23 protein-coding genes and 3 pseudogenes are annotated in these 22928 nt (G+C 59.2%); 18 read left to right on the top strand and 8 right to left on the bottom strand.

The features are described from left to right. The first annotated feature begins 4 nt into the window (after positions 1–4). The 4 genes and pseudogenes from XH80_RS07230 to XH80_RS07215 all read left to right on the top strand — a co-directional run bounded on the left by XH80_RS07230 (position 5) and on the right by XH80_RS07215 (position 2293). Entirely contained in the window at positions 5–619 is a 615-nt protein-coding gene (locus XH80_RS07230; RefSeq protein ID WP_271597982.1) for an NIPSNAP family protein, read from the top strand. Between the two features lie 10 nt (positions 620–629). Next, positions 630–1460, top strand: a complete 831-nt coding sequence (locus XH80_RS07225; RefSeq protein ID WP_271597981.1) for a sugar phosphate isomerase/epimerase family protein — start codon at positions 630–632, stop codon at positions 1458–1460. Further along, positions 1457–2088: pseudogene (locus tag XH80_RS07220) on the top strand (SDR family oxidoreductase). The gene XH80_RS07225 and the pseudogene XH80_RS07220 overlap by 4 nt, the downstream one beginning before the upstream one ends. A 40-nt stretch (positions 2089–2128) precedes the next feature. After that, positions 2129–2293, top strand: coding sequence for a hypothetical protein (locus XH80_RS07215; RefSeq protein ID WP_271597980.1), 165 nt, complete (start codon positions 2129–2131; stop codon positions 2291–2293). Between the two features lie 240 nt (positions 2294–2533). On the opposite strand, the gene XH80_RS07210 is transcribed toward XH80_RS07215, so the two are convergent. Beyond that, entirely contained in the window at positions 2534–2752 is a 219-nt protein-coding gene (locus tag XH80_RS07210; RefSeq protein WP_271597979.1) for a helix-turn-helix domain-containing protein, read from the bottom strand. 121 nt (positions 2753–2873) lie between these two features. Between XH80_RS07210 and XH80_RS07205 the strand changes: the two genes are divergently transcribed. The 14 genes and pseudogenes from XH80_RS07205 (at position 2874) to XH80_RS07140 (ending at position 15390) form a co-directional block, all read left to right on the top strand. After that, entirely contained in the window at positions 2874–3347 is a 474-nt protein-coding gene (locus XH80_RS07205) for a hypothetical protein (RefSeq protein WP_271597978.1), read from the top strand. A gap of 249 nt (positions 3348–3596) precedes the next feature. Next, the gene (locus tag XH80_RS07200) at positions 3597–4265 is read left to right on the top strand and encodes an amino acid ABC transporter permease (protein WP_271597977.1); all 669 of its coding nucleotides are present in this window, start codon (positions 3597–3599) and stop codon (positions 4263–4265) included. Between the two features lie 23 nt (positions 4266–4288). Further along, the gene (locus XH80_RS07195) at positions 4289–4945 is read left to right on the top strand and encodes an amino acid ABC transporter permease (RefSeq protein ID WP_442869128.1); all 657 of its coding nucleotides are present in this window, start codon (positions 4289–4291) and stop codon (positions 4943–4945) included. A gap of 23 nt (positions 4946–4968) precedes the next feature. After that, positions 4969–5808 carry a transporter substrate-binding domain-containing protein gene (locus XH80_RS07190; protein ID WP_271597976.1) on the top strand — a complete coding sequence of 280 codons (840 nt, stop codon included), beginning with the start codon at positions 4969–4971 and terminating at the stop codon, positions 5806–5808. A 12-nt stretch (positions 5809–5820) separates the two neighbouring features. Next, positions 5821–6576: an amino acid ABC transporter ATP-binding protein gene (locus tag XH80_RS07185; protein ID WP_271597975.1), complete on the top strand. Its 756-nt coding sequence runs from the start codon at positions 5821–5823 to the stop codon at positions 6574–6576. Positions 6577–6599: 23 nt separating this feature from the next. Then, positions 6600–7016: pseudogene (locus XH80_RS07180) on the top strand (type II 3-dehydroquinate dehydratase); the annotation flags it as partial. Between the two features lie 336 nt (positions 7017–7352). Beyond that, positions 7353–7514, top strand: coding sequence for a hypothetical protein (locus XH80_RS07175; RefSeq protein ID WP_271597973.1), 162 nt, complete (start codon positions 7353–7355; stop codon positions 7512–7514). A gap of 382 nt (positions 7515–7896) precedes the next feature. Further along, complete coding sequence (locus XH80_RS07170) at positions 7897–8445, top strand: hypothetical protein (RefSeq protein WP_271597972.1); 549 nt, start codon at positions 7897–7899, stop codon at positions 8443–8445. A gap of 173 nt (positions 8446–8618) precedes the next feature. Continuing rightward, positions 8619–9023, top strand: a complete 405-nt coding sequence (locus XH80_RS07165) for a hypothetical protein (RefSeq protein ID WP_271597971.1) — start codon at positions 8619–8621, stop codon at positions 9021–9023. A gap of 987 nt (positions 9024–10010) precedes the next feature. After that, entirely contained in the window at positions 10011–11054 is a 1044-nt protein-coding gene (locus tag XH80_RS07160; RefSeq protein ID WP_271597970.1) for a hypothetical protein, read from the top strand. 11 nt (positions 11055–11065) lie between these two features. Further along, complete coding sequence (locus XH80_RS07155) at positions 11066–11725, top strand: HAD family hydrolase (protein WP_271597969.1); 660 nt, start codon at positions 11066–11068, stop codon at positions 11723–11725. Between the two features lie 172 nt (positions 11726–11897). Continuing rightward, on the top strand, positions 11898–13091 hold the full coding sequence (locus XH80_RS07150) for a hypothetical protein (protein ID WP_271597968.1): 1194 nt from the start codon (positions 11898–11900) through the stop codon (positions 13089–13091). Between the two features lie 723 nt (positions 13092–13814). Continuing rightward, complete coding sequence (locus XH80_RS07145) at positions 13815–14150, top strand: helix-turn-helix domain-containing protein (protein WP_271597967.1); 336 nt, start codon at positions 13815–13817, stop codon at positions 14148–14150. Beyond that, positions 14143–15390 (top strand): type II toxin-antitoxin system HipA family toxin, encoded by a 1248-nt coding sequence (locus tag XH80_RS07140; protein WP_271597966.1) that lies wholly within the window; start codon positions 14143–14145, stop codon positions 15388–15390. Before XH80_RS07145 ends, XH80_RS07140 begins: the two co-directional genes overlap by 8 nt. Positions 15391–15683: 293 nt before the next feature. On the opposite strand, the gene XH80_RS07135 is transcribed toward XH80_RS07140, so the two are convergent. The 7 genes and pseudogenes from XH80_RS07135 to XH80_RS07100 form a co-directional block, all read right to left on the bottom strand. Further along, positions 15684–16118, bottom strand: a complete 435-nt coding sequence (locus XH80_RS07135) for a cytochrome b (RefSeq protein ID WP_271597965.1) — start codon at positions 16116–16118, stop codon at positions 15684–15686. 228 nt (positions 16119–16346) lie between these two features. Next, positions 16347–17546 carry an MFS transporter gene (locus XH80_RS07130; protein WP_271597964.1) on the bottom strand — a complete coding sequence of 400 codons (1200 nt, stop codon included), beginning with the start codon at positions 17544–17546 and terminating at the stop codon, positions 16347–16349. 139 nt (positions 17547–17685) lie between these two features. After that, positions 17686–18555: an EamA family transporter RarD gene (rarD, locus tag XH80_RS07125; protein ID WP_271597963.1), complete on the bottom strand. Its 870-nt coding sequence runs from the start codon at positions 18553–18555 to the stop codon at positions 17686–17688. Between the two features lie 46 nt (positions 18556–18601). Then, positions 18602–19435 carry an aldo/keto reductase gene (locus XH80_RS07120; RefSeq protein ID WP_271597962.1) on the bottom strand — a complete coding sequence of 278 codons (834 nt, stop codon included), beginning with the start codon at positions 19433–19435 and terminating at the stop codon, positions 18602–18604. Between the two features lie 27 nt (positions 19436–19462). Then, on the bottom strand, positions 19463–21220 hold the full coding sequence (locus tag XH80_RS07115) for an FAD-dependent oxidoreductase (RefSeq protein WP_271597961.1): 1758 nt from the start codon (positions 21218–21220) through the stop codon (positions 19463–19465). A gap of 156 nt (positions 21221–21376) precedes the next feature. After that, complete coding sequence (locus tag XH80_RS07110; RefSeq protein ID WP_271597960.1) at positions 21377–22225, bottom strand: sugar phosphate isomerase/epimerase family protein; 849 nt, start codon at positions 22223–22225, stop codon at positions 21377–21379. A 490-nt stretch (positions 22226–22715) separates the two neighbouring features. After that, positions 22716–22928, bottom strand: a pseudogene (locus tag XH80_RS07100) (MFS transporter); the annotation flags it as partial.

Below are 22928 nucleotides of genomic sequence, written 5' to 3'. Positions count from 1 at the left end.
GAACATGCTTTATGAGATCGCAACACTGACGGTGAAACTCGGCCACGCGGCCAAGGCCGTGGCCGGCATTGGCGACTACGTCGGCGCATCGGACGCCAACGGCACGCTGCTCGGCTGCTGGGCCAGCGAGATCGGTGAGCTCAACCAGCTCCTAGTGCTGCGCTCGTTCAGGGATCACGAAGCATGGCGCGCCGAGCGCGAGCGCACGCTTCGTACCACAAATCCCTTCGGGGCCGGCGAGGCCATCACCGAGATGAGCTTCGATACCTATGCGCCTTTTCCGTTCCTGCCGCCGGTCATGCCGGGCAAGTACGGCAGCGTTTACGAGATCCGCACCTATCGACTGAGGCACGGCGGTGTTCCACCGACGATCGCGGCTTGGGACGCGGCTATGCCCGAGCGCGGCAAGCTGTCGCCGCTCTCGATCGTTATGTATGCGCTCGACGGGCCCCCGCGCTTTACCCATATCTGGCCGTTCGCTAGCTTGGATGCACGCACCACGCTGCGCGCCGAGTCAGTTGCCAAGGGCATCTGGCCGCCGAAGGGCGGCCCAGACTGGCTGACCGGCAACATGCGCTCGATCATTGCGCTGCCGACCGCAATCTCTCCGCTGGCCTGAGGCGACGGACATGCCGCATATCTATTCGCTCGCCTATCTGACCTCGGCACCGATGGCCCCACCCGACGCGCTGGTGCTCGCCGCAAAGCTCAGCTACCAGGCGATCGGGGTTCGTATCGCTCCCGCCGCACCTGGGGGCGATTTCTCGCCGCTGGCGACTGATGGCGCCATGCTGCGCGAAGTCCTTCGCCGCATCGACGACACCGGCGTGACGGTGTTCGACGTTGAAATCGCGCGGCTGAACGCGGATTTCACACCTGATCACTTCGCCCGGTTCGTCGAAACAGCGGGCAGATTGAAGGCGAGCGCGATCCTTGTCGCCGGCGACGATCCCGACGAGGCACGCCTGACGGAGTCGTTCGCGGCATTCTGTCGGACTGCGGCGCCTTACGGCCTCACCGCCGATCTCGAGTTCATGCCGTGGACCGCCGTCAAGAACGCACGGGCAGCGCTGCGAATCGTAACGAACGCCGGTGAGCCGAACGGCCGTGTGCTGGTCGACGCATTGCATGCCGCGCGCTCCACGACAACGCTCGATGACATCGCGAACTTGCCGCGGCAATTGCTAAGCTATGCCCAGCTCTGCGATGCGCCCGCAGGCATTCCGGCCAGCGATGATGAATTGGTCCACACCGCGCGGTGCGCGCGGCTCCTCCCAGGCGATGGCGGCATCGATCTTCCCGGAATCCTGCGAGCGCTACCGGGCGACCTCCCGTTCAGCATCGAGATTCCGAACCACGAATGGCTCCCCAAGCTCGGCGCAGAGGAGTGGGGACGACGGGCACTCGTCGCTGCACGCAGAATCGTCGCGCGCGCGGCGGAGGGAAAGGCGAGCGCATGAGTGGTCTGGATTTCACAGGTCGCGTCACCGTCATTTCTGGCGGCTGCGGCGGCATCGGCCGGGCGGTTCGCGAACGGCTTGCAGCCGGCGGCGCCAAAGTGCTCGTCTGAGATGTCGCGGATGACGCCGATGAACGGATCGATCTCACCGACGAGACCACCGTCGACGAGACGATGGCGCGCCTCCTTGCGCGACACGGCCGCATCGACATTTCAATGCCCGGAATCACCGGACCCACGGTCGATATCGAGCGGTACAGCCTCGCCGATCGGCGGCGTGTTCTTGACGTGAACCTGACCAGCACCTTCCTCTGCTGCAAGGCCGCCATCACGCCGATGCGACGGCAAAACGGTGGCCGCGTCGTCAACCTGGCTTCGATAGCCGGCAAGGAAGGCAATGCCAGCATGGCCGGCGATGCCGCGGCAAAGGCCGGCGTGATCGCGCTGACGAAATCTCTCGGCAAGGAGCTAGCCGCTACCGAATTTCGCGTCAACGCCATCGCACCTGCCATGATTGCCACCGATCTGGTCAGGAAGTCGCTGCGCTGGTCGCCTGGCTCGCCTCCGATGAATGCTCATTTTCGACCGGAGCGGTGTTTTATCTTTCCGGTGGGCGGGCAACGTATTGATCAGCCAACGCCTTCCTCCTCACTTTGAGCGATCTTCGCCGTGCAAGGTTCTCAGGCCTCTTCTCTTGGACATATCGTTCTGGGAGCTTTGAATCCCGCCGCGCTGGACGAACTGCTTGGAAAAGCGAAGCTGGTGAAGCCAAGTGCAACACCATCACTGACACAGCGACTGAAGAAGGGCGATAGCACGCCGCTCGACCATTGACGACATTGCGAATTGCCTCGCTTCAGAGTGGGACTTCAAGGTAGGACCAGGAGATCGACAGACAAGCGCGCGCCTAGCGGTGACGGACTCGGATTTAACAAGTCCGAACTATGCGCTCTCGAACCTGCATAGAACGCGGAGATGAACTTGTACTTCTTGAAGCGGGAGATAGGTCGCAGCTAGTGAACATCGCCCGCATCGGGCGATCGTTGCGAATTCAGCCACTCGCCGCATTTGTCGTTAGCGCGTCAATCGGACTCCGGGGTGGTCGCCGTCGATGAATTCAACCCCTGCGGCCTCCAAAGCACGTCTGACCGCCGCCAAGTTATTTATTGAAGGGATCCTGCGGCCTTTTTCGAAGTCACGAATAGTGCTCTCGCTCAAATTGGACCGAGCAGCCAATTCGGCCTGAGACCAGTCGAGCAGTCCACGGGCTGCCCGAGATTGATCGGGAGTCATCCATCCGCCATTTCATGAGACACGTTTTGCGTCTAACAGCCACGAAAAGCGTTGACACCCGCGATTTTAAACGATAATCGTCTATTTCAGACGGTTTTCGTGAATTGGGGGGTTCATTTTGATGGGCGAGCATCTTGGGAGCATTTACCCGAATGGCGATACGTCGTCAGACGTAGCTCTTTTGGTTCTTGAGAGGCGATTCCTCGCCCTGGCAGCAGAACTCGAACGCAAAGCTGGGGATCTTGAGCTTTCCGACGGCTATTGCACGATGGAGGACGAAGCACTGCTAGCCTGCCTCGATCCTATCGAAAGAGCGATCATGGAGACCCCGGCGCAAACGATAGCAGGCTTGGGCGTCAAGGCCCGCCACTTGGCATATCTTGTATCGGAGTACTGGGAAGCCCCGATCGATCAAATCGCTTGGGAAGGACGAGCGGTACGTCTGCTAATCGAAACAGTCTGCAGTATCGCAAACGCTCCTTTGCGCATCGAATGCGGTGACGCCGATCCTCTCAAACTGACGAATAGACCGACTCAGGATCGAGTGTTGAACAGACAGCAACTCGGCGGCTTGCCGGTATGGCGGCTGCGATAGCGAACCGGAGCTGCGGGTCACCAGCGAGCCTCCGCGACATGTGTTGTCGTATCCATTGTCTCGTTTCTCACAAGCTTCGAAGCGAGGAAGAATGCGGCCCGCCAGATCAAGAGTTTGGAGCACCCTACTCGATTGCGATTAGACGAACCAGAAGGCTGGCGTTTACGCGAGCACACCGGCGATATCCTATGAGCCGGTTTCTTCGGCGAACAGATCCACGATCGAATAGGCGGATTACCGGAGGACGGCGTGACATACGTCTTTGATTTCACGGCTATTGCCGCGCATTGGCGCGAACTGCTGAAGGGCTGCCTGCTGACGCTGCAACTGTCGTTGCTCGCGATGCCAGTTACGCTCGCGATCGCAGTCGCCGCCGTGCTGGTGCTGCAGATGCGGGAAATCATCAGCACTTGGCTCATCGGGACATTCGTCGAGATCGTGCGCAACACGCCGTTTCTCGTGCAAATCTTCTTTCTCTACTTCGGGCTGCCCAGCATCGGCGTGCGGCTCGATCCAAATGTAGCGGCGATCATCGCGCTCAGCTTGAACGGCGCCGCCTATACAATTGAGATCCTGCGCGCCGGGGTGGAGGCGGTATCGCGCGGTCAGATCGAGGCTGGGCTCGCGCTCGGTCTCAGGCGGACGCAGATCTTCCGTTACGTGGTTCTCAAGCCGGCGCTGCGCATCGTGTATCCGGCGATGACGAGCCAGTTCATCTTTCTGATGCTGACATCGAGTATCGCCTCGTCCATCACAGCTGCCGAGCTGACGCACGTAGGAGCGGAGCTCGAGGCGGTGACCTTCCGCAGCTTCGAAATCTACTTCACGATCGCCGTGCTCTACCTGGTGATGTCCTTTGCGCTCTCGAAGTTGTTTACGCTGATCGGGCGCATCAGTTTTGCATATCCGGCACGGTAAGAGGCGCGTACGCGAGATCAGCCATGATCACCTCACTTGGGCCCGCACAGTTTCATCTGTTGCTGGTAGGTACCCTGTGGACGCTGGCCTTGTCGACAGTCGCTTTCCTGTTTGGAGGGTTCGGTGGACTCGCCGTGGCGCTATGCCGAACGTGCGGTTTGAGGGCGCTGGAGCGGTTCGCCGCCGCCTTCATCGAGGTATTCCGCGGCACCCCGCTGCTACTGCAATTGTTCATCGTTTACTACGGCATCGGGCTGCTCAACATCTCGGTGAATCCGTGGATCGCGGTGTCGATTGCATTCATGCTTCACGCGAGCGCCGTTCTTGGCGAGATCTGGCGTGGATCGGTCGAATCCATCCCCCGCGGCCAGACCGAAGCCGCAAAGGCTCTCGGCATTCATTACTGGTTCCGGATGCGCTACATCATCCTGCCGCAAGCTCTTAAGATTTCGCTGCCGGCGACCATCGGCTTTCTGGTTCAGCTTATCAAGGGCACGTCGCTGGCGGCGATCATCGGATTCACCGAGCTGTCCCGGACCGGAACGCTGCTCTCCAACATCACGTACCGGCCGCTGCTGATTTATGCGATTGTCGGCCTGATCTATTTTTTCGTCTGCTGGCCGCTGTCGCGGCTGGGACAGGCGATGGAACGTCGCCTCTCGCCAGTGAGAAGCCAATAAGCCAAATGAACCAAGGAGGAAACGTGATATCGAAATATTTTTGTCGTCGCGCGATTGTTTGTGGGGTAGCGCTCGTCGCGCTCGGCTTGGAGGCCCTGTCCCCACAGCGGACAGTCGCTCAGACGATCGCGGAAATCAAGCAGCGTGGCGTAGTCAGGATCGGTGTGCTGTCGGAGTTGCCGCCGTGGGGCTTCCTAGATGCGTCGGGCAATCCTGCGGGCTATGATGTGGACGTCGGCGAGCTGCTCGCCAAGAAGATGGGCGTCAAGGCGGAGTTCGTCGGCACGACCGTCGCCGCGCGTATCGCGCAGGTCATGACCGGTAAGGTCGATATGCTGCTTGCGACCATGGGCATGTATCCGGAGCGCGCCAAGGTGGTGCAGTTCACCGAGCCTTATGCCGGCATGAAGATCATTCTGCTTGCCAAGAAGGGCCAGACGATCGACAAGCTCCAAGACGCAGCCGCTCTTCGCATCGGTGTCGTGCGCGGCGGGGCGCAGGATATTGCCATTACCAGCGGCCTGCCCAAGTCCGCCGACATTCGCCGCTTCGACGATGACTCGGCCGTCATCCAGGCCCTAATTACGGGGCAGGTACAGGCCATCGGAGCAAACACCACCTACATGATCAACATCAACAAGATATTCCCCAACAATGAGTTCGAGCAGAAGCTGGTTTTCAACGAGCAGTGGATGGGTATTGCGACCAAACCCGGCCAGAGGGATCTGAACGTCAGGCTAAACACCCTGATCGACGAAATCCGGGCTAGCGGTGAACTGGCTGCGATCAACAAGAAGTGGATCGACCAGCCGCTGCCCGATTTCCCGACCAGGATCGAGGGCGTTCCCTTTACCGTGCAATAAGCAGGACGCTCCATGCCGCCCACCGTCGATTCCCAAACCGCCATCGCGATGGATGGCGTCAACAAGTACTTTGGCGGATTTCACGCGCTGAAGAACATCAACTTCACAGTTGGAAACGGCGAGCGCATCGTGCTGTGCGGACCGTCCGGTTCCGGAAAGTCGACCCTCGTGCGTTGCATCAACCAGTTGGAGACCGTTCAGAGCGGCACGATCATCGTCGATGGCATCGATCTAACGGCCGGACGCAAGAACGTCGACGCGGTGCGGATGGAAGTCGGCATGGTGTTCCAGCAATTCAATCTCTTTCCGCACATGACCGTGCTCGAAAACTGCATGCTTGCACCGATGAAGGTCCGGGGCGTATCCCGGGATGAGGCGCGGGCAACAGCGAAACGCCTGCTCGCTCGCGTCAAAATCGGCGACCACGCGCAGAAGTACCCGGCGCAGTTGTCCGGCGGCCAGCAGCAGCGCGTGGCGATCGCCCGCGCGCTGTGCATGAACCCAAAAATCATGCTGTTCGACGAGCCGACTTCTGCGCTCGACCCGGAAATGGTCAAGGAGGTGCTCGACACCATGGTCAGCCTTGCCTCGGGCGGCATGACCATGGTCTGCGTCACCCACGAGATGGGCTTCGCACGGGCGGTGGCCGACCGAGTGGTCTTCATGGCCGACGGTGAAATCGTCGAAGAGGCATCTCCCGAACAGTTCTTTTCGGCACCCACACACAAGCGGACGCAGGCCTTTCTAGGCCAACTTCTCGTCCATTAGAAGTCGCCCGAGTGAGGGAAAATATGAAGAAAATCTTCGTTCTGAACGGACCCAATCTCAACCTCCTTGGCCAGCGCGAACCCGAAATCTACGGGCGAACCACGCTCGCCGAAATTTGCGAGCGCTGCATCGCCCGCGCCAAGCCGTTTGGCTACGAGATCGACTTCCGTCAGACCAATTTCGAAGGCGAACTGGTTGAGAGCATACATCAGGCGCGCCAAGAGGCCGCGGGTATCATCGTCAATCCGGCCGGCTATACCTTCACCTCGGTCGCGCTGCTGGACGCGCTGAAGATGTTCGACGGTCCAAAGATCGAGCTGCATATCTCAAACGTTCATACGCGTGAGAACATCTACCACAACTCCCTGATATCACGCGCCGTGACTGGTATCCTGATTGGCTTTGGCGCGAACGGATACGAGCTCGCCATCGATGCCATGGGTCGATTCTTGGTCCAGGCTGATCGGCGGCCGCCCGACGTATTGCGCTCACTGGAGAAAACCTCTTCAGAAGACATTGTCTCTGCTCAATGAAATGAGCAAGGATTGAGCGCGGCGAAGTCTGCTATGGGTTAATAGCGACGGTTTGGCCGGGTCAGAGCGGCGTCCGTTTACTCCTCATTGCGACATGACGCGCCGGACGGAGCGCGCCGCGATGGGCCAAGAGGCCGCCCCCGGCTTCTTTAGCGGCTTTGACTGTTGTCCGAGGCTGTTGTTTCAGCCTGGAAAGAGCGATACGTCTTTAGGTTGTAAATTGAAATCGTCCTGAAGTTGGCCATGACCATCGAAATCGCATTTTTCAACGCACTGGGCTGCTTACCGATTGAGATCGAAGCCGAAATAAGCAGCGGCATTCGACGACGGGATGGTCTCACCTTGATTGTATTGGCCGAGCGGCATACTTCCCGTCCCTGCTCTGCTTCCATCCGCCGCACTTGAACCGACCTCTCGCTTCCAAGCGCGATGGCGGCTGCAATCTAAATTTGCTCTGGCGCGATGATCTATCACGTCGACGACGATGCCATGCAGGGCCGTTCCACATAGCGAGTACACTACGAATCGCCGAAATGGCGCTGGCGCGCTCCGAGACGGAAGAAAGCCGAGACCCGCGCCCGACCCTCCTGCGAAGTCGCGCATTTGCTCGGTTGAAATCCCAGCCAGAGATTTCCGGGTGCATCTGCCACGCGTGCTGCCTGCGGTGAAAGCGGCGCTTATCCATTGACGCGACGGACCGGCCGTGATTCGATTCGCAGCACTGGCCACGGGCCAGGCAAGCGGCCCGCACAGGTGCGCGAACACCTGCACGAGCCTAACCCTCAACATGGAGAAAGCCATGTCTCAGGCTGAGACTGCCTATACCACGAGTCGTTCGATCTTTCCTCGCTGCCCGGCCGTTCGGCGCCGGCAGTTCGTCACCGGCGGCGCCGCCATCCTGGCCGGGGTCGTCAGCGCTTCACGGGCTGAAAGCGTTTCCGTTCCGACCGCGCCCGACCCAATCCTCGATGCCATCGAAAGCCACCGTAGGGCCTTCGAGGAGCTGGGGCACCTGCTCGCCGAGCAGGATGCCGTCGAGCGCGAGCTGCGGTGTGCGCCTGCTCCTAGGCGAGCCGAGCTTGAAGCCAGATTGGCTGGCCTTTGCGAGGCCGAAGGCGCACTCGGTCGGGCTGAGATGAAGGCCTCGCGTCAGCTCGCCGGCGCCGTGCCAGGAAGCCTCAATGGAGCGGCCGCGGCGTTAAAGTATGTGCGTGAGTGTTACGAAGTTGGCCAGTACCCCCTTTACGAGGAGGATGGCTACCGGCTGCTGCTGCTCTCGACTGAACGCGCGATTTGTGCGGCAGTTGGTCTCACTATTCCGCATCGTGGTGATTGATTCTCGATAGCGATTGCGCACCTTCCTACGAGCGGGATGTGGAAACGAAGTCCTGGTGGAACCACCAAGGCACCGCCAGACGAAAGCGGTGGGAACGGATATCTCCGACCTACGACCACCGTGCCACATCCCGGCTCCACAAGAGGCTGAAGAACTCACGATGAACATAATCAGTGGTCAAAATCTTACACTCGAAGTACAAGAACGACTACGAGGATTTGCACGATTACGTGCTCTTCATGGTCAATACCGGACTGCGCCCAGATGAATCCAAGCGCATTCGATTCCGCGACGTTGCTATCGTGGACGATGACTGCAGCAAGGAAACGGTCCTAGAAATCGACGTTCGTGGCAAGCGCGGCGTCGGCTTCTGCAAGAGCATGCCGGGTGCCGTGCGTCCCTTTAAGCGCGTGCTGGCACGGCGGAAGCCAAAGCCCGACGAACTCGCCTTCCCGAAATCCCGCCACGAGTTGTTCAATACCATTCTTGACGAGACCAGCCTCAAGCTCGACCGCGAGGGGCAGCGTACAGTCTGCGCCACAGCTAAATCTACTTCTGTCATTCGGCGCACTGATTGACGCCTTGTCGGCGCCGAAGGTTGCGACAGCCAGACGCCCACTGATCGTCGAGCCATGGCAAATGCAGATTCAACGAACTTTGCCTGGTCCGGAAGACGTCGTTGCGGTCGCCGCGGATCCGGATCGCCGCCAAGTCGTTCAATTTGCTATCACTGCCCTGGGCCGCCGCGGCGTTGCCCATGGCCGACGGCACTCGTCGACGTTGCGGAGCAGAACATCTGGCAGGTTGCGGGATCCGGGGCACCTAAATCCGCAATGCATCGCTCTTTTCCGAGCCACCAGAGGCTTCGGATGGGATAGTGGGATTCCGGACGCAGCGGAACGACCGGCGCGCCAGCGAGGGTTTCGGTGTCTTTCGATTGCATCATGTACCCCAGTTTGCGATGCAGGCGCGACGGGATGCGCTGCCTACGACCAACTACGGGGGTGAGCTACAGGTCGGAATTTCTTGTCGCAATTTGTCGATTGTCGGAATTTCTCGCGAATTCGGTGGAGAGGGTATAGTTGCTCGACATAAACTGTCGCTCAACCTGCAATTCTGCATCTTGCCGGGTCCGGAAAGCGGCGGGCCCTTCGCTTCTGATGTGGTATTCGGGCCTATACCTTTATCGAACTGTGCAACAACAACCCGAAGCCCTTCGAATGGACCAAGTCCGCAGACCAGATCTTGGCTTCCGTCAAACGCTCCTGCCACAAAGCCCAGCAGACCTTATGTGGGGAGCTTTCTTTATGTTCACGTGACTAGAATGATTCTACGCCGGGAGAGTCGTCTCCGTAGTTCGCGCGAAATGTTATCGTAGTCTGGAGGGTTGGAGCTTCATTCGATGGGCGCACGACACTCAGTCGCATCGAATGAGAAATCCAACTTTCGCCGTGCTTCCATTCTTGGTCTTCACTTAAGGTTGTGGTTTGATGGCTTGACTCTCGAGGGGCGCGATGCCATTTTAAGTTGTATCGAGCTGGCGCGATGGTTGTAAGGACAGATGAATGCCTTCGGATGTTGGTGTGGCGAGGCGGCCGTGTCTGTATTTTACGCGTCTAACTGTTAGTGAAGAAGGCGCCTACTTCCCCGCCGATGCCCACGCGCGAGCGCAGCTGATAAGTGAAAGCCGAGATATTCCTGCAGTCGCAGAGCTGTTGGACGGTTATCGCGACATCCTGGATGTGGATCTGTTTGACGAATTAAATAGCTTTAAATCGTCGCGAGCGGACAAGCGGGCCTTCGAGACCGGCATTTATGCTGCGGCGGCTTATTGTTTCGAGCGGAGCTCCGGCGTCAGCCCGACGTGTCTTGCATTCTATTCGTCGGGAGTGGCGCCAGCGCTGCTCTTTTCCGGCGTCGTGTCCCCGTCGACCTATCTGCGTGAGCTGCTGCCGTTTCATGACAGGAATCGCGAGTGCTACGCGGCTTCGGCGTGCAAAGTGCGCCTCGCTCAGGTGCGGCTGGAAGGAGATCGGGATGAGGATGTCGAGACATTTATCGCAGAGACGATCCGCAAACATGCCTTTGAAAGACGCGTGTATCTCAAGGACCGGCGCGGCCTTCATACGACCCTTATCGGCGGGGAAGAAAAGCCGGTTCTGCTCGTACGCGAGGCTGTTTGCGAAAGATTTCCCAGTGTTCTGCGGCGAGGCGCGGTTCTTCGGTTGAACGAGGCATCGGCGCATCTGCCCTTCTACGATACCGAGCCTCTCCTCCAAATACTCGATGGTGTGCGGTTCTCGCCGCCTCGTTTTACGCTCATCGGCGTCGCGGGCGAACGCGTCCCGGCCGGCTGCGGCGACCAAGAGGTTCTTCGCAAGCTGGTGATCGAGGCCGCCTTCGGTCTGCTCGACACAGGGCGCGCGCTGCGGGTTGCTAGGGAGGGTGCCGATGAACTCGTCATCGTCGGATCCCGGCGAGGAGCCTATCTGCTTAGGCGCCCCAACACCGACGCATTTGGTTCGTTCAGCTTTGCGTTCGCGGAGGCGGCGCCCGACGCCGCGACGGCTCGATCTCGCAAGCGCTCAACCGCTCTTGAATCAGACTAAAGGGAAGCAAAATGCTTGTCTCAAGCGGAATTGGATCGCCCAAGATCAGATCGATCGTGTTCGATCTCGGAGGGGTGCTGGTCGATTGGGATCCTCGATATCTGTATCAGCAGCTCATTCCGGATCACGAAGAACGTGAGTGGTTCTTGCGGGAATGTTGCTCAAGAGACTGGATACTTGAGCAGGATTTGGGTCGTCCATGGGTTGAGGGCAACGAGATTCTCATCGCTCGGTATCCAGAGCACCGACATCTCATTGAGGCCTTCCGCGCGCGATGGCGCGACATGCTGCGCGGACCGATTGCTGAAACCGTCTCGCTCCTCGGGCGTCTGCATCAACGGGACGTGCCGCTTTATGCCCTTAGCAACTGGTCGGCCGACACGTTCGAACTTTCGAGAGATCGACTACCGTTCCTCGGCATGTTTTCCGGCGTGCTGATATCGGGAGAGGTTGGAATCCGAAAGCCGGATCGCCGATTCTTCCACATTCTCGGCGAGCGTTACGGTGTCGAACCGAACACCTCTGTCTTTGTTGACGACACCAAAGAGAACGTGGACGCTGCCGCCGCGCTAGGGTTTGATGCGATTCACTGCATCTCGCCCGCGGCGCTTCAACACGAATTCGAACGGCGCGGTTTGCTCGACACGTCCCACGACGGTCCGCAGCAATGACCGATCGCCATTCGATGCAGCCAGTCTCCGGCGCTGTGCCAACGTTGTGGGAGGGCCAGCCCGGCCCATGAAGAAACCAGCGCCCGGATGCACGGCGGTCTGTACCCCTGCACTCTTGTACTCACTCTCTCTTCTGCCCACCGCTCAACCCCAAAGGCGACTACCCATGCATATGGACAAGATCTTCTCTCTTTCTTCTATGCTGAATGGACCAGGCGTGGTGTTTGAAAACGAAAACCCGCCTTGGCTTGCGGACTTCATCCTCAAGTCCGGAAATCTCGATACCCTCGCCGAGTTCGAACCGCGTCTTTCGGATCCAGGCTACGCCGCGACCACGACCTTCAGCAATCTCGAAGGCAACAGCTTGCTGTTCCTGATGAATCTCATACCGAGGAAGAATCACCGAAACCGTTATCCGAATGGTCTCCAACAGTCCTACGGCGATCATAACAGGCTCATGATGCTCGGCATCGACAGGTTGGCCGCGGGTGACTGGAACTGGCTTCTGTCGCGCTCGATGTTCTTCAAGGAAACCTTCGTGTGCGACCTTCAAGACTATGTGAATAGCATCCGAGAGAGATTGACCGCGGACGAGCGCTTGCGAAAGCTAGTTATGCTTTCGGCATCGTTTCACGATTACGGAAAGCTGTATCGGCGCCGATATGGGTTGGATTCGTACGATGCGGCGTTTCTCGTGCAGCCGATCCTCGACAGAATTTGCGCGACGCCTGAAGAAAGGGCGGCAACCGTGTTCTGCATTCGCAATCACGACATTGTCGAGCATGTTGGCAATGGCGCCGTGCCGCTGCAGGCTGTTCTCGCTTCCTATCGCGAACTTTCGCCGAAATATCAGGAGGTGTGCTGGCCCGCTTTGTCGATGATCCAGGTGGCCGGTGCGGCGAGCCTCGGAAACGGCCGGCTCACTGAAATGAAACTAAGCCTCGGAAAGCTTCTTCTGACGGGCGAATTCGCGAAGCAGTCGACGGATCATGTCATCCGGCTCAACAGACTGATCTTCCCAGGCATGGCCCCTGACGATGCAAAACTGCTCGCTTTGTCGCGCTCGCAGTTGGCCAACCATGGGCTTGAGCAGCCGGAGTTCGTCGAGTTTTGCAATCGCGTAACGATCCGCAACTGGAATGTGCTCGGCCTCGCCCGCGCTGACATCGAGGACAGTCGCATCCGCAAGTCGTTCGACGCTATCGAGCAACTGCTCCAGATATGGAAAGGCCGGAAGAGTTACACGGATATGATCCTGCTCAATGGGAATATCACTACGGATGCGGTCAAGACGGGCGTGACGCTGTCCGGTGATCACTTCCTTACCGTTGGAGACAGTGGGGAGCAGTCTCGGCAGGTGGCCTGAGCGCATTGCTCGTTAACGTCGCGTACTGCGAGAGGAAGGTAGCGTTAGCGGCAAATGCAACCAGGGCACGGGATCGGGACTAGGGGTGCACGCCGAAAGGCGTGCACCGCGCTATGGCAAGGTTAACAAGACAGGCGCTCTGTAGGTTAGCCCGGCAGTCTTGTTCAGGCGCTTGGTAGGTGGTCAACATTTTTCACGAAAACGTCGTCCAGGGATTATTTTTCACAAGGTAAGATTGAAACTCAACTAGGTGAGCGCTTTGTGAGGGAAATTCATGCTTCAGGCCGGGTGAACGTTTTTCGCGATCGGGGGCTCCCCAAAGCGGCGCCCCGGCGGGTTGCGCTGCCCTCATCGACGCTTATAAGCTGACTGTTCCGCTTCCCCGTACTCTTTCGGCGATTGGCGCCAAGCACCGCATCACCGAGCAAGGCGGCTGGTGCATCTTTACCCCCGCCATGCTCCCGAGGCCTCCCTTGAAGGGCACCTGATCGATCGGATACTCACCGAGACAGACGGCCCCTTCACTCAGCTTGACGGACGTCCGACCGAGCCCGCTGACGGTCGCCGCGATCGCCGACGTCCGGAGGATCCCGGTCGAAGCCGTCACGACAGCGGTAAGATCGAACCTCCGCTCCCTACTGAGATCGCCTGCTCAAGGGGCTCTAGAAAAATTGTAAACTTCGTGCTACATATTCGGCCAATTTGTAGTGCGAAGGTGCCAAAATGCCCACTCCACACAACCCTCCTGCTTCGGTGCGGCGTGCGCTGCGCAAGCTTGGGGCGGACATCCATGACGCCCGTCGACGCCGACGGCTGCCGATGGCGGTCGTTGCCGAGCGCGCCTTCACGTCCCGGTCGACATTGCAAAGGGTCGAAGCTGGCGACACCAACGTCAGCATCGGCATCTATGCCGGCGTCTTGCAGGCACTCGGTCTGCTAGACGGCTTGAGCCAGGTCGCCGACATCAGCAACGACAGCGTCGGGCAGGCATTGGCCAGCGCCGACCTACCGAAGCACGTCCATCTCAAGCGGCCAACCGGATCGTCCCGCGATGGCTGACTTCGAGGTGCATATTGATCTGGACGGCCGCACACGCCCGATCGGATTGGCGAGGAGCAACCGCGTCCGAGGCGCGGAGACCATCCTCTTTGAGTACGACGGTGCATGGCTTGACGACCCGGACCGCTTTTCGCTGGAGCCAGCGCTTGCACTGACGCATGGCGCATTCGCTCCTCCAGCCGGACTGGCGACCTTCGGCTCTATAGGCGACTCGGCGCCCGACACCTGGGGCCGTCGGCTCATGCAGCGCGCAGAGCGGCGTCTGGCCGAACGCGAAGGTCGGGCTGTTCGCACCCTGGCCGAAAGCGACTACCTGCTTGGCGTCGCCGACGAGACCCGGCTTGGCGCACTCCGCTTCCGCTGGGTCGGCGAAGAGGTTTTCCAGGCACCGATCAGGGCTGGCGTTCCAGCCCTGATCGAGCTTGGACGGCTGCTCCAGATCACCGAGCGCATCCTCCGAGACGAAGAAACAGATCAGGACCTTCAACTCATCTTTGCTCCCGGTTCCTCCCTCGGCGGCGCACGTCCAAAGGCGTCGGTCATCGACCAACATGGTCGCCTCTCCATCGCGAAATTCCCGAAGGAGACCGACGACTACAGCATGGAGACCTGGGAAGAGATCGCGTTGCGGCTGGCCGGCCAGGCCGGTATCGCCACTCCCGACCACGAACTGATCGACGTCGCCGGTAAGGCGGTCATGCTGTCGCGACGTTTCGACCGTGAGGGCGCCATCCGCATCCCGTTCTTGTCCGCGATGGCGATGATGGGCGCCAAGGATGGCGAGCGCGGCAGCTATCCGGAGATCGTCGACGCCCTTGCCGAGCACGGCGCCCAAGGGAAAACGGACGCCCACGCCCTTTATCGGCGTGTCGTCTTCAACGTGCTCATCTCCAATGTCGACGATCACCTGCGTAATCACGGCTTCCTGTGGTTCGGAAAGGCGGGTTGGTCCCTCTCGCCGGCATACGACCTCAATCCCGTTCCGACCGATCTCAAGGCGCGCGTGCTGACCACGAACATCGATCTCGACGAGGGCACGTGCTCGGTCGATCTGCTGGAGGCCGCGTCGGAGTTTTTCGCGCTCACGCTACCGCAGGCCCGCACCATCATCAAAGAGGTCGCGACCGTGACCGCAACCTGGCGCGATGCAGCCAAGGCGGTCGGAGCCCGCTCGGCCGAGATCAACCGCATGGCCAGCGCATTCGAGCACGACGATCTCAAACGGGCGCTGGCGCTATGACGAGGACTTTCCTTCACACCTTTGAACCAGCCGCCGCTAATCCCGTCACCGGTCCTACCGTCGACCTGGAAGTCTCGGACATCGAGGACGCCGGCGTTCGGGAGGTGCTGCAGACTCCCGGCGCCGCCTATGGAGCTTGGTCCATTCTTGACGCATTGCTGGCGCCTACAGGCGTGGGAACGCCGTTCATCTTCAAGGAGCCGCTCGGACAAGCGCGCGAAGTCAAGGTCGCATTGTCCGGCCTGTTCGGACGCTTCGTCGCTCGCGCCTACCTCGAGCGCTATTTCAATCTCTCAATTTTCGCGCATCTCGGTAGCCGCGTCATCGACTTTGATCGCCGCCGGCAGGTCAAGGTCACCCGCCTCTCGCGGGGCGAAGAACACTCCATCGCTGTCAGCATAAGAGCTAGACATTGCGTAGCCCATTGATGGGACAATCAGGAGCAGCGCGTACATCAGGGCGTGCACGGCCTGCGAGAGCAGTCTCTCTTGGGTGGGGAGGGGTGCCGGTCCGGGCAGGCGCGATATTGCGCGGATCGCAAGTTGCGCAAGGACAATCAGGGTTACCAGCAGGCCGAACGCCTTGTGCCAGGGATAAAGCAGGTTGAACTTGGCCGTGACGGCATCATCGAGCTCGGTCATAGCCAAGCCAGCCGCCATAAGGCCAAGGACCAGCAGGGCACGCACCCAATGTAGTATCCGCAGCGCCGCCGGATACTTGTCGATCATTGGGGTTATGTCATAGGGCACGCTTTGAACTCCTTGGTGGGAATGGACGAGTGCACGGAGGTAATGCGCGTGCACATCGCGTAGCTGTACGATTCGGCGGTGCCAGTTCCGTTGTAGATCCGTCATGCTAATTCATCTTCAGGACTGAACAGAATGCTACCCGTCCCTTTCACTGATCGGTACGCGTATCTAGTTGATGCCGTGTCGCCACTATCGGGACAAACCTGGTCAGTGTTCGTTGCGTGACCAGAGATACGGCAGCTTTGTACACGGCGTTGATCCAATAAGGTACAACAGCCCGCCCGATATGACCAAGAGGGCCAAGAAGCCGAACATGAAGCTCCCACCTGCTTGGCCTAACAAGTAGCCAGCCGCAAACGGTCCAACGAAGTTACCCATAGACGACATTGAATGGACACCAAAATATGTTCCCCTGTTTTCAATGTTGCAAAGACGGTCCACAGCAACGAACTCGGAAGGCACAACAAGGACCTCCCCGAGACTGAATATAGCCATCGAGACAATAAAGCTCAGCGCGGAATCTGAGAGCGCAAATCCTAACGTTCCAAGAGCGAAGAAAAACACACCAATCATGAGGGAACGAATCTCTCCCAAATACTGGATCGCGACCTTAGCCGGTCGATTTGCGAGCAAAACGACGGCAGCGTTGGTCGTGACCATGAACGAGAAAATTTCGAGGCCGCCCTTGATAGATCCGTTCATGTATTGGGATAGGGTGACAGTCCATTGGCCGTGCACAGCAAGTATGAGAAGACCTCCCATGGCATAGAGGAGCAATCGCGCATCTCGCCTAGCATTGCGAAATGCGATCAACATCGGAGGAGCCGTATGAGATCGTCGCTCATCGTCCGAAAAGCGATCGGAAGGAATGATCAAGGTGAAAGCGACTGTCACAACAGCATAAATAATGCTGGAGACGATAAACAGAAGAGCGGTCGCGGGCCCCAAAAGAAGAGCAACCAGCGGCCCGATACCCCATCCAACATTGATAGCAAGGTAACGCCAGGAAAAGAGTTGGAGTCGGTGTTCTTGTGAAGATGCATCACTGAGAGCAGCTCTAGACAGGGGTTCAAAGACGAAAGACGAAACTGAACCGACCGCTTGTGCCGCCACAAATATCGCGACAGATTGCGTTACTGAAATAGTCGCGAGGGACGACGTTATCAACGCCAAGACTGTGACGAGAAGTCGCTTCCGTCCCAAAACATCGGAGAGGTTGCCTACAAATGGAGTGGCGAAGGCAGCGACAAAGGGGCCAATGCCAAGAACGGCACCTACGGAGGCTGGAGTGAGCATAAAGTCTTCCTGCAGCTTGACTGCGAGAAACGTTAAACTCATACCCCTTGCGACTGAGACGATTCCCGAGCCGCCAATTAGTAGCGCACTTGTTTTGTTGATGATGCGCAAATGTTTAGTTAGCATGGATCACGCAGCTTGGCGGCTGATCTCGATCGTGCAAGGAATCAACCTTGATCGCGGGTTTTGGAAGCCCGAATGCTTGCTTGATTTGCGCTATGCAGGTATCCATGCTTACCCTTACGGTCTCCTACTTCGCTTCGCGCCACCAGAGACTTTCGACCGAGAACACCGCAAGCGCTATCCAAATGGCGCCATAACCGACGAGTTGCACGTGACCGAATGGCTCGTCATAGGCAAATACGCCAAGTAGCAATTGCAGCGTGGGCGTTACGTATTGCATGATCCCCAGGGTTGACAACGGGATAAGGCGAACTCCCGCCGCAAACAGCAACAGTGGTACTGCCGTCACGGGACCGGCTGCGGCCAGCAGCAGCTGCATGCCGACATGCACACTGCCGAAATGACTATCGCCGTGCGCCGCGAGCCACAGCAGATAGAAAAACGCGGCAGGAAAAAGCAGCGTTATCTCCAGCGCAAGTCCCTCGAGGGAGCCGAGCTTCGCGGTTTTACGCAACAGTCCGTATGCGCCGAACGTGACTGCGAGCACGAGGCTGATCCATGGCAGCGTGCTATTTTCCCATGTCAGCCACAGGACGCCCGCAGCTGCGATGGCTATCGCGCCCCACTGCAGGCCCCGCAAACGCTCGTGCAAAAACGCAAGCCCGAATAGTACGCTGACGAGCGGGTTGATGAAATATCCGAGGCTCGCCTCGACGATCCGGCCGGTGTTAACCGCCCAGATATAGAGGCCCCAATTCGCCGACAGCAGTGCGGCGCAGGCTCCGAACCGCACTAAATTGGCAGGCTGGCGAAGCGCAGCGACGAACCAACGGCCGTCGCGGCGGACCGCAACCGCAACGGCTACGAACACCAGCGACCATACCATCCGGTGCGCAAGCACTTCGAGAGGCGGGATGGCAGCCAGCAGCCTGAAATAGAATGGGAAAAGACCCCAGATCGTGAACGCGATTAGCGCATAAACGAATCCCAAATTCATTTTAACCAACCGCCAGATCGCTGCCGGCAGCCGCTTGCGATCCAGATCATTCCGGCGGATCCCATTGCGGTGCGTACTCCGGACTAACCACCCGCTGGTCTTTCGGCAAGGAAGCGATCAATGCGCGATCCTCATCGTCGAGTTGCACCTTGAGGGATGCCAAGTTGCTCGACTGGTTGGCCTTGCTGCTGGCTTTGGGAATGGCGGCAACATTCGGTTGATCGACCAGCCATTTGAGTGCCACCTGGGTCGGAAGCACCCCGTGCTTCTCGGCGATTCGAACGAGTGCCGGCATCTGGGGCGCTTTGCTGCGCATGAGTGGGCTATAAGCCGTCAACGCCATGTCGTGTTCACGGGCGAACTGGAGCAAGTGTCTCTGGCCCAATGTGACGTGATACTCGACCTGTATCGCCGCCAACGGAGCACCCATCCCCTCAACAACCTGGCGCAGCAATGGCAGGGGAAAGTTGGCGACGCCGATGTTGCGCGCCCGCCCCTGCTCTTTGAGCGCGACTAGCGTCTCGATCGTGCGCGGCAAGTCCCAGTCCTTTGCTGGCCAGTGAATCAGAAACAGATCCACGTACTCGCTCCGCAGCGCGCGGAGCGTATTGTCAAATGACCGGCGCATGTCCGTGGGGGCCAACTTGTCCCACCAGACCTTGCTCGTCACGTGGATAAGTTCGCGGGGCACGTCGGTTTCGGCGAGCGCGCGACCTACCGCATCTTCGTTCTCGTAGGCCGCCGCGGTATCCACGTGACGGTATCCAATGTCGAGGGCCTGAAGCACGGCTCGCGTGCAGTCCTCGCCTACCATAGGCCAAGTTCCCAAGCCGAGCTTCGGCATGTTCAGCTGGCGGGAAGTGATAACATTGTTCTTCATGCTTGGCCTTTCCATCAGAGAGTCATATCAAGCCGGGCTATGGGCGGACGAGTGTTCTTCAGCGGTGCAATCGCCCTGCGGCGTCACCTTCGTCTTGGAGAGCGCAACGCCGGCGAGATATCCAAACGTCATTGCCGGACCGAGCGTTATCCCGCCGCTCGGATAGAAGCCACCCATCATGCTGGCGCTGTCGTTCCCTACTGCGTAGAGCCCAGGAATGGCGCAGTTATTCTCGTCTAGCACCCGCGCGTCGGTGTCGGTCGCCAATCCGGCGAACGTGCCAAGGCTGCCGGGCAACAATTTGACCGCGTAAAACGGCCCCTTTTCGATCGGCGCAAGACACGGGTTCGGCTGATGTTCGGCATCGCCCAGCGCTCGATTATACGGTGTCGAGCCCCTATGGAATAGCGGATCGGTGCCTTCCCTGGCGTGCGCGTTGTAGGTTTCCACCGTGCTCTTCAACGCCTGCGGGTCGATGTCGCATTTTGTCGCCAGTTCATCCAGGGTAGCCGCCTGTACGAGATATCCCGAGCGCCGATATGGGCCGACCGGAAACGGAAATGGCTTAGAGAAGCCCAAGCCGTATCGCCGCTGAAAACGATGATCGCAGATCAGCCAGGCGCAGACCTCGTCGCCGTCGCGCGTGGCGGCCAGCAGTGCGCAGATGAAGTCCCGATATGAATCGGCTTCATTAACAAAACGTCTGCCGGCGCGCGTCACCGCAATCACGCCAGGCTTTGCCCGATCGATCAAATGCGGAAAGACGATATCCGCGCTGCTTCCACGTTGAGGAACCAACGAGACGGGTGTCCATGCGGCGGGAGCGTCAAGAGTGTTGTTGAAGCGACCGCCGACGGACTCCCCAAGACGTATGCCGTCTCCGGTGTTTGTGCGTGGGGCCGCAGACCAATGGTCAAGCCCAGATGGGGTATAGGCGAACGTCCCCGCCCTTCTTTCTACGTCATGTGGATAGCCACCGCAGGCGAGCACAACACCGCGCCTCGCATACACCTCATACTCGCTACCGGCGACGATTACGGTTGCTCCGGTCACGCGGCGGCCATCCCTCAGCAGGGCAACACCGCGGGCTTGCGTGCGCAGGTCGACCCCGCGATTATCCGCCGATTTCAGCAGCCGGGCCACCAACGCATTGCCGTTGACGAGGTGCATCGAACGTCCGTACCGAAGCTTGTGCCAGGCAAATGCAAGCAGTCGACGGCCTACGTAGAGGGCAGAGCTCGGCGAGCGCGTCGCTCGGTAAAAGTGCGCGATGTCTTGCCCCGCCGCAATCCCCATGCCCTTGATCGTAATGACTGAGAGCGGCTCACGCAGCTTGTCGATCAATGGGCCAAGTTCACGCGCGTCGAACGGCATGGCACAGACTGAACGCCCCCCTGTCGCCGCACCAGGCGTGGTATGGAAATCCGGAATACGGTTGCCATCGATGAACCGAAGCGAGGTGTGACGTTCGAAGAAGTCGAGCATTTCAGGGCCACGTTCGAGCAGCGTATTTGCCTTGGCGGCGTCGAATTGCGCTCCCAATTCGCTTTTCAGGTACGTGAGGGGCGCATCGATCTCCTCCCGGATGCCTGCCCGCATGGCCAGCGAATTGCGAGGGATCCACATCCAGCCTCCCGACCATGCGCTTGTACCGCCGAAGACGTCCTCCTTCTCCGCTACGATCACGGTCAGGCCATACGTTGCGGCCGTCACCGCCGCCGCCAAGCCGCCTGCACCGGAGCCAAGCACCAGCACGTCACACTCGAGCATCCGTTTATGGCGCATGTGTTGCACTCTCTACTGCCCTGACGGTCACTTCGAGTTGCTGAGGAACCGTGGTGCCCTTGCCAATGTCATGATGCGCACGTGGGAGAAGCTCGTGGGCAGTTCGCGTCCGATTGCGATCCGGCAATATGGTTGATCTCGGCAGCGAGACTTGCACTATCGTCTTGCAGGTTGGTCGAACTGACGGTTGGACAACCGATTGGCTTCCAGATGTAGCTTGGTTTCATTTAACGCCCGGCGGACATATCCACGAAATCCGACCTTCCTTACGGACGGATCGTTGGGTATCTCAAGCGAATAGACGATGCCTTCCGGTAGACAAGCTAGGATGCTCTTTATGTCTATTCCGCCTTCACCGGGAATAAGTCGTTCACACCGTGCCGTGTAGATCGCTTCTGCTGGGCCAGGTGGATGATCTGCTGGAGCGTCGCAAACCTGAATCCATTTGAACCATCCGGGCGGGAGCGCCCTTAGGAAAGTCAGATCGGAGCAAGACCGGTCAAAGTGCAGCACGTCCAGCAGGATGCTGGCGTTAGGGCGATTAACCTCGCGCACGATGCGAGCGGCCTCGACCAGACCCGGTGTCTCCGTCCACGAGACAAACTCAAGACTGACATTGAGATTGAGTGGCTGGGCCATGTCACATAACGCCCCGAACCGGTCAACTGCGCGACTTTTTTCGGGATCGGGCAACTGGGTCAGGACGTGCCGGGCTCCGAGTTCAGCGCCGGCTTCGAGAAACGCCCGATAGTGCAAGTGATCACGTGAGGGATCCATTCGCGCCGCCTCGATGTCCCAAACCTTTATTCCGGACCTTGCGAGGCTCGCCTTGGTTTCTCTCATAAGCATTCGATCATTGACCAGATCGTACAATGGTTCCTCTGGTGTCGTACGGTTGAGCCGCAAGCCCACATATTCGTAACCAGCCTCGCTTGCTGCGTCGATCAGCTGAGGTGGAGCGAGTCCCAGAGCCGTCAGGTGTGCTAGCGAATAGAGATTTCTCATCGCGACTGTCCCTTGGAGAGTAACCGATGATGGTGCAAGCGACGCGCAACCCTTGCGTCAAGCACATTAGGCGAGGTAATGACCAATTCGGGCTGCCCGAGTCGAGTGCGGTCGAGGCACGTCATGCAATTGGAGCCTGTGCTATGGCACTCATTCCCGCACAGTGTTTCACAATCCCCTGCTGCACCAGGGCGAAACGCGCGGGATTGAATAAGCGCGTCTCGTCGTTGCGGACATGCGATATGCGTAAGCGTAGCGCCGGCCTCGAAGGCATCGTGCGTCGACACGGTCTGCTCGGTCGTCGAGATCGGATCGCGGCATTGTCCTCCTTGCGCGCAACGGAACGGGTGATCGCAACGGCATTGACAGCGGGGTTCATCCTGCAACCTCGTGATCGCGCTCGCGCGCATGAAACGTCAATCGACAGACGGTTACCGTGAAGCTGCGTCGCTGCGAGCGCCATCGATCGCAGCGGCGCGGCCTCTCTCGGTCAGGTCCGGGCGGCGGCAGCACCGCTCGTTGCCTCCGTCCGCTGCCGATCATAGTCGGCCCGCGCGATCGGAACGGCTTTGGGATTACCGAGATCGTCAATGCGGACCCGATAGGTTTCCCGGGCCGTAACGGCTGCCAGCGCCGCGATGACCGTGATGCCGAAGGCGATCGCCCCCACCGTCAAGGGAATGTTGGCGGAGCCGGGAGGCGC

The sequence above is a fragment of the Bradyrhizobium sp. CCBAU 45384 genome, from assembly GCF_028128665.1.
Taxonomy (GTDB): domain Bacteria; phylum Pseudomonadota; class Alphaproteobacteria; order Rhizobiales; family Xanthobacteraceae; genus Bradyrhizobium; species Bradyrhizobium manausense.
The sequence above is the reverse complement of the archived record's forward strand: the minus strand, read 5'-3'. Positions and strand labels throughout refer to the sequence as shown.